This window comes from Vasconcelosia minhoensis LEGE 07310 (genome assembly GCF_015207255.1).
GTDB classification, from domain to species: Bacteria; Cyanobacteriota; Cyanobacteriia; order Phormidesmidales; family Phormidesmidaceae; genus Vasconcelosia; species Vasconcelosia minhoensis.
The window spans coordinates 1-6,885 of sequence record NZ_JADEXG010000114.1; the positions used below are offsets into that span (position 1 = coordinate 1).

General features: G+C 56.3%; 4 protein-coding genes and 1 pseudogene. 2 read left to right on the plus strand and 3 right to left on the minus strand.

All coding sequences use genetic code 11. From position 1 onward, the window contains the following. Positions 1–437: 437 nt before the first annotated feature. Positions 438–1,418, minus strand: a complete 981-nt coding sequence (locus tag IQ241_RS24520; RefSeq protein WP_193912332.1) for a PEP-CTERM sorting domain-containing protein — start codon at positions 1,416–1,418, stop codon at positions 438–440. 439 nt (positions 1,419–1,857) lie between these two features. Between IQ241_RS24520 and IQ241_RS26870 the strand changes: the two are divergent. After that, positions 1,858–2,231 (plus strand): annotated as a pseudogene (locus IQ241_RS26870) (DUF2887 domain-containing protein); the annotation flags it as partial. Positions 2,232–2,486: 255 nt separating this feature from the next. Here IQ241_RS26870 and IQ241_RS24530 read toward each other — a convergent pair. Further along, the gene (locus IQ241_RS24530; protein ID WP_193912334.1) at positions 2,487–3,371 is read right to left on the minus strand and encodes an ABC transporter permease; all 885 of its coding nucleotides are present in this window, start codon (positions 3,369–3,371) and stop codon (positions 2,487–2,489) included. 147 nt (positions 3,372–3,518) lie between these two features. On the opposite strand from IQ241_RS24530, the gene dapB reads away from it, so the two are divergent. Next, positions 3,519–4,343 (plus strand): 4-hydroxy-tetrahydrodipicolinate reductase, encoded by an 825-nt coding sequence (gene dapB, locus IQ241_RS24535; RefSeq protein ID WP_193912336.1) that lies wholly within the window; start codon positions 3,519–3,521, stop codon positions 4,341–4,343. Between the two features lie 313 nt (positions 4,344–4,656). On the opposite strand, the gene IQ241_RS24540 is transcribed toward dapB, so the two are convergent. Beyond that, the gene (locus tag IQ241_RS24540; protein WP_228022071.1) at positions 4,657–6,846 is read right to left on the minus strand and encodes a pentapeptide repeat-containing protein; all 2,190 of its coding nucleotides are present in this window, start codon (positions 6,844–6,846) and stop codon (positions 4,657–4,659) included. Positions 6,847–6,885 lie beyond the last annotated feature (39 nt).

A 6,885-nucleotide genomic window follows, 5' to 3' on the forward strand; every position in this document is an offset into this window, starting at 1 on the left:
CTGTTAGTTTGTAAGCTGCATCCTTGAAGGTGGCTTTGACTTGCTCTGTTAACATCCGCTCTACCGATGGCTCTCTATAAGCCCAGTTTAACCTCATTCAGGGGAGGTTATTTCAACGCTGCTCCCTTAGTAGGTATCCATAAATAAAGAAGGCCAAATGTCATGCTGTTCGCGGAGCGACGCGAAAGCGTAACTTGCCGCTAGCGTAGCCATGCCCCTTGGGCTATAGCATCTCGGCAAAAGCGCCACATACTGAGAGATTCCTCGACTTCGTTGCTCCTGTGGAGCCGCTGTGCGAACGGAATGACATGCAGTCGAATAATTATGGCTATGTACTTATAGCTTATTATGCTAAAGCTCTGTAATTTTTTCAGAAACAGCGGCTGTGTTCGGGTTAAAACGCAGCCGCTGCCGTTAGCATGGGTGATTAGGTTTGGTTATGCTGACGCCAGTGCACTGTGACCTTTACGCTTGAGCAGCCGACTCGCGCCTATTGCCCCCAAAGTGAGAATACCCAAGATGGAAGTGGGTTCAGGGACCGACTCAGTTCCATCATCGGGGACGATGATGCCAGGGTTAGCGGCAAGGAATGCAGCTTGGGCAGCATCGGGTGATGCCCCATAGGCCTGGTCGTAGACAAAGTTCAGCATGCCGCCGCCGGCCAAAAGTTTCCGAATGCCGACATGAGTCCCCGAATCAGCAAAGGTACCATTGCCATCCACTGGAGAAGAGAAGAAACTATTTAAGCCTGAACCATTGGAAATGTTAAAAGGGCCTCCCGAAGCAATGGTTACGTCGGGATTGAGCGAACCCATCAAGACAGTCAGGGTGGGCATCCCTGATGGGTTTCCCGTCGATGATGCCGAGGCCTGGCCTACTGTTGCTGTACCGGCCGCGGTTGGCAAACTAAACACATCATTGAAGGTACTAAGTCCTGTCCCAGCACCACCGCCCTGGTCAGGGTCAAAGGTATCAAAGTAGCTCAGAACGCTGTCGCTTGTGCCAAGATTGGTAAAGGTGCTGGCAATCCGCAAAACATTCTGTCCTGGGATTAGGGAATAGTTACGAGTAAAGGCAATGTTAGCAACAGCATCATAGATTCCTGTAACGCTGACGAAGTCAGGACCCCCGAGGACAGTGACCGGTTGTTGGGTGAAACCGCTAGTGTTGTTGAGCCGAAAAGTGGACCCATCGGTGCCTGTCTGAAAGCCATAGTCGGATACAGGGCCTCCTGGATTATAAAAATCAGAACCGCCAAAGGTAAGCGTGTCTATCGCCCCATTGTCATCTCTAATGGTTACAGATAAAGCGCCGTTGCTGAGCATGGCTGCCTGTGCTGTTCCGCCTGTTGCGAGGGCTACTGCTGCTACGCCAGCGGTAACCATCGATAGCTTTTTGCTGATTGTTAAATTGGTCATGGAAGATATACCTTTATTAGGGTGAAGGTTGAAGCTGAACTGTGCTATTTAGTTTTTTGTTGTCCCTTTAGTGCTATAGAAAAATTCTCAGCACAATCTGTTCAAAAGCCGTATCAAAAGTTCTCAAAATGTTTCTCAAAATGTTGATGACACAGGAAAGTTCAGCCTCAAGTAAGGCTAGATTTACTCCAGGTCAAGCTGTATGGCAAAAAGCCATATTCCCATTTTGCGAACTAGAATGGATAGATGCAAAGCCTACGAGTTTCTCGATGGCTCTCTTTGAGAGTAACAATTCAATGCCATTCTGTAGGTAAAGCTACTGTGATAGCTCTATATAAATACGTCAACTTTTGATAAATTTCACCGTAATAACCGTCCCAGACATCCTCTTAATCTATGCGTAACTTTTCGGCCTTCAAAAAACAATTTTTCTTGTTGAAGAACCGTTCGGGAATTGTTTCTATACTTCTACCGTAACCGTAACCGCTTCAGCGACAGGCCGTCGTCATCTATCCTTCCCGTTCGATTGAGCAGACGAACTGGCTACCCTATCAGGACCTGCTGGGCAGTCGTCGAGTGCATCGGGTGTACCTCGATGAGCTAGGAGAGCTTAGCGAACTGCCCTCAGGCATAGCGCTGATGGTCTTGACGACGGTTGAGGAAAACCAAGCAGCAGCATCGGCTCAGACCTTGCTAGCACGTTCGAGGCAAGCGGCGCAGCCCGAGGCGAGTCGTGCCATCATAGAGAAGATTACGACGATTATGGTCTATAAGTTCACAAACTTGAGGCGGCAGGAGGTTGAGGCGAGCTTGAGGCCTTATGGGAAGCATTGCTGAATTTTTCAACCCGGTCTGATCTGGAAGCCTGGCTGGCTGGAACAGTAGGCAATTCGTAATTCCATAGCTCACCCGGCGGCGGGGTTTCACCGTCTATTGCCCGCTACTGATTCGACTTCGCATTCACAGAACGGCTGCAAGGTGTTGTCAGGCTGATCCCCACTGCTCCAATGCCGAAAAGGAACAGCGCTGGAATCAGGCCGGGTCCGGTTACTGCTTCATACCCAGTGACTATCGGCTGCCTTTAGGATCTAGCGCATCGCGCAGGCCGTCTCCCAACAGATTAAAGGCAAGCACCGTCAGGGTGATGAATAATCCGGGAAACAGAATGGTCCAGGGTGACGAAAGAGAATAGCCGCCGGTGAAGGCGTCGGAGAGCATCGTGCCGAGTTCGGGCGTCGGCGGCTGTGCGCCCAGGCCCAGAAAGCCTAGCCCAGCTGCTTCCAGCGTAGAGGTGCCGATCGCCAGCGTTGCCTGCACCACAATCGGGGCAAGGCTAGCCGGCAGCACATGCAGAAAGATAATCCGGGGCGCGGTCGCGCCAAAGGCGCGGACGGTCTGGACAAATTCCTGCTCCCGCAGCGAGAGCACCATGCTGCGGGTGAGCCGAATAAACTTAGGGACCTGCACCAGCCCGACGGCAAACATGACGCTGAGGACACTGGGGCCGGTGATAGTGACAATCGCGATCGCGAGCAAAATCGACGGAAATGCCAGCATCACATCGGTCATCCAGCCCACGACCGTCTCCAGCCGGCCGCGAAAGTAGCCCGCCGTCAGTCCCAGCAGCACCCCGATCACCATGCCGATGACAACCGCCACCAGGCCGATCACCAGCGAAGTCCGCAGACCGTAGAGGACCTGGCTAAAAATATCCCGGCCTAGTCCATCGGTGCCAAACCAAAATTCCACGCCGGGCGGTCGCAGCCGAGCCACGTAGTTGCGAGCCGTTGCCGGGTCGTAGGGCAGCAGCACCGGCACCAGCAGCGCCGTCAGCACGATCAGCGTCGTCAGCCCCAGCCCAATCAGCCCCGACGTAGACTCCCAAAAGCGCTGGACTGCCCGCTGCTGAAAGAATTTTGATAGCCTGGAAGGCTGCTGAGCCGAATTGGTCATCGTCAGTCGGGAATAAAATGCCTCTACTATATCGCCTGGCTCTCCCAGGGGCTGCCAAAAAGTACAATTGTGAGGAAAGCCCTGCATTATGGCTAAACCAGTTGCCAAAGGTGCAGCTTGAATGTCAGTCACCCAGAATCCTTGCATATGAGTAGCCAAACTAAGATCCCAGTCGTCGTCAACGGGGCCACCGGCAAGATGGGCCGCGAGATTGTCAAGGCGATCGCGCAGGCCGAAGACATGACTCTGGTGGGCGCGATCGCGCGCAATCCCAAGCTGATCGGCGAGGACATCGGTGAAGTAATCGGCTGCGGGCCATTAGAAATTCCCGTGACTAACGACCTGGAAGCGACCCTGGTGATGGCTCAGAGCGAAGGAACAGCGGTCATGGTAGACGTCACCCACCCCGACCGGGTCTACGACGCCGTGCGAGCGGCTATTGCCTACGGCATTCGCCCGGTAGTGGGGACAACGGGTCTGAGCGCCGATCAAATTCAGGAGCTGGCGGAATTTGCTGACAAAGCTAGCACCGGCTGCCTGATCATTCCCAACTTTTCAATTGGCATGGTGCTGCTTCAGCAGGCGGCACTCCAGGCAAGCCAGTACTTTGACCATGTCGAAATTATTGAGCTGCACCACAACCAAAAAGCCGATGCGCCCAGCGGCACTGCCGTACAGACGGCCCAGATGCTCTCCGCTCAAAAGGACCGCTACAACCCCGCCCAGGTCGAAGAGACCGAAAAGCTTGCGGGCTCACGGGGCGGTGCCCTAGAGTCGGGCATTCGGATCCACAGCGTGCGGCTGCCGGGGCTGATTGCCCATCAGGAAGTTCTCTTTGGCGCGGCCGGTCAGCTCTATACGCTGCGCCACGATACCAGCGATCGCGTCTGCTACATGCCCGGCGTGCTGCTTTCGATCCGCCGGGTGCTGCCACTGAAGTCGCTGCTCTATGGTTTAGATAAGATTCTCTAAGCAACCCGTGCTGAGCCGCTGCTGGTCTGCCAAACTTTAAAAGAAAAATGCCTGACCCCTTTAAGCCCCCAGGGTCAGGCAGCTCACCTGTAAGGACGCTTGCTGTGGAGCCCTGTTAAGTTTCCAAATGCCCCCAGGAAACTTAGATGTGCTACACGCGTTCTTCAGAATAGGTATATCTTCTTCGGAAATCGCGTAAAGATCGTCCTTGAAACTACGTAAATATGGCCTCCGTACGAATACTCCTGTGTTGACAAACTTCAGTATATTTACGGTAAACGGAATCCCGCGCTTTGTAGGTTTCAGGTGCTAGTCAGAAATAAAGCAGCAGATTTAGCCCGGGGATCGTTCGTGACAGCGTCCACAGCAGCAAAATGACGTAAAGAATACCCAGGCTCCATTGATACCAGACCAGGGCCGAGATTAGCCCCGGCACTGCCCGGTCCCGCAGGCGCAGGTCGTTAAAGCCAAACTTGAGCCAGTTATTTAGGCTGAAGTCATAGTAGTTGAGCCAGTTCCAGCGGCGGTCGGTGGGCAGGGGCGTATAGCGTTCGCGGTAAAAGGGAAATTTTGGAATCACCGGCAGCCGGGCAATCAGCAGCTGAAGCTCGCGCAGGCTGCCATTTTCAACAAAGTAGCTCTGCTCCAGCAGGTCGTGATAGCGACCTCGCCGATAGAGGCTGCCAATCAGCCCGACGGGGATTGGCAGCGTCACCAGGCCAATACAGGCCAGCGTCCAGCCCGGCTGGGCAGCGCTGCGCAGGACCGCAACCAGCCCCAGACTCAGCAGCAGAACAAAGCTGGCTAGGATCCATGCCGTCTCGCTACGCTCGGGCAGCAGTGGTGTAGGCCGCCGCCGCCGACAGCGATCGACGACCCAGAACATCAGGCCAAACAGCGCGATCGCAATTAGCCCGCTGCCCAAGGTCAGGCCAAAGCGGGTGCCGTAACCGCTCAGCAGCAGCAGCAGCCCCAGGCTCAGCCAGCGGCCAGCGCTGACCAGCCGGGCCAGGGGAGAGGGCGGGCTGCCCGCAGTGACGCGATCGCGCACCTTCACATAGGCCGCCAGATCGACCGTATCCAGGCTGAGTAAGTCGGCCCGGGAGACAAAGGGCTGCTGCTGCCGCCGGGCTAAAATCGCCTCACTCTGCTTGGGGCTGAGCCCCAGCCGCTGGAGCTGTGCTGCCGTCGCCTGGTTGAGGTCGAGGCTACGAATGCGCCGCCGCAGCTGCCGCAGCCGCAGTCGCTCGGTCATGTACTCCAGCTGGTTAGCATCGCCAATCTGCTCCAGCAGGCGAAAGTTGCGCACCAGATTGCGCAAGACGGTCTCATTGCCGCCCAGCGTCGGCACCGAAAAGGCCCGCCCAATCTGACCGGGGCTGCCCAAAATCTGCGCCTCGTCGGCGTTGAATTCCAGGTCAGCCACGTTGATATAGGCACTAGTACCAAAGCGGGCGTCGCCAAAATCCGCCTGCCGCTGAATGCTGGCGCTGCGCAGGTTGACCGGCTGTTGAAACTGGGCCTGGCGAAAGGTCACTGGGGCGGCAAAGCGAGCCTCAGTCAGAAAGAGGGACTGGCTGAACTGCCCCCGCGCAAAGGTTGTCGCCGCCGCAAAGCGGCTCTGGGCAAAATCGGCATTTTTCAGCCACTGGCTGCGGCTGAAGTCCGCCGCCTGGTCAAAGCGAGCATCGTTAAAGTTTGCCGTCTGCCGAAACTCTGCCCCCTGGAAGCTAACCGGGCCGCCAAAGCTGACCTGGTTGAAGCGGCTGCGAGCAAAAAACAGGCTGTTGCGAAAGCGGCTCTCCTGCTGAAACTGAGCATCGGTAAAGCTGACGCTGCGGGCGAAGCGGGTGTCGCGCCAGTCGGCAGCCTGGGCAAACACCGCATCCTGGGCCTCAACCCGACCGAGAAAATACAGGTCGGCGGCGTTCAGCTGCCCCGTAATCGTCGTCTGCGCCAGCCGCAGCGGCACCTGAAAGATAAACAAATTCTGCTTAGTTGGCTGCGCCTCCAGCAGCAGCGATCGCGACAGCTGCCCCAGCTGCCCCAGCCGCCGCTGGTCCTGCTGAAGCTGCTGCAGCACCGCCTCGTCCAGACCGCCCAAAGCAATCTCACCATAGGTCGGCACCCGCAGCCCCAGCCGCTGTAGGTCAAAACTCCCCTGGATTAGACTTCCGCTCAGATCCAGCCCCGGCGGCCGCTGCCCCCCGTTCAAACTGTCTTGCAGCTGGCGATAAAACTGGGTCGCAAACGCCTCTTGTTCAGGCCGCAGGTCGATCGTCAGACCGCTTAGGTCAATCATCGGCTTGCCCTCCCGCTGCACCGGAGCCGCCAGCCGCTGCGCCAGTAGCTCCCCCGTCAGCGGTGGCAGCCCCGAAACCGCGATCGCGCTCGCAGAAGCAAAAAGCGCGATCGCCATCACCCCCACCAGCCAAACCCCCACTAGCCAAACCCTTAGGCGGCGATAGCTAAAACCAGCCCAATCGAAAACCTTGCGACCCAAAATGCACAAACAGCCTCAAACCTGTTCCGAATCCTACCA

Bases quoted from the DNA above. Each gene is read 5' to 3' on its own strand.
- IQ241_RS24520 (WP_193912332.1), bottom strand. From the start codon at position 1,418: ATGACCAATTTAACAATCAGCAAAAAGCTATCGATGGTTACCGCTGGC.
- IQ241_RS24530 (WP_193912334.1), bottom strand. From the start codon at position 3,371: ATGACCAATTCGGCTCAGCAGCCTTCCAGGCTATCAAAATTCTTTCAG.
- dapB (WP_193912336.1), top strand. From the start codon at position 3,519: ATGAGTAGCCAAACTAAGATCCCAGTCGTCGTCAACGGGGCCACCGGC.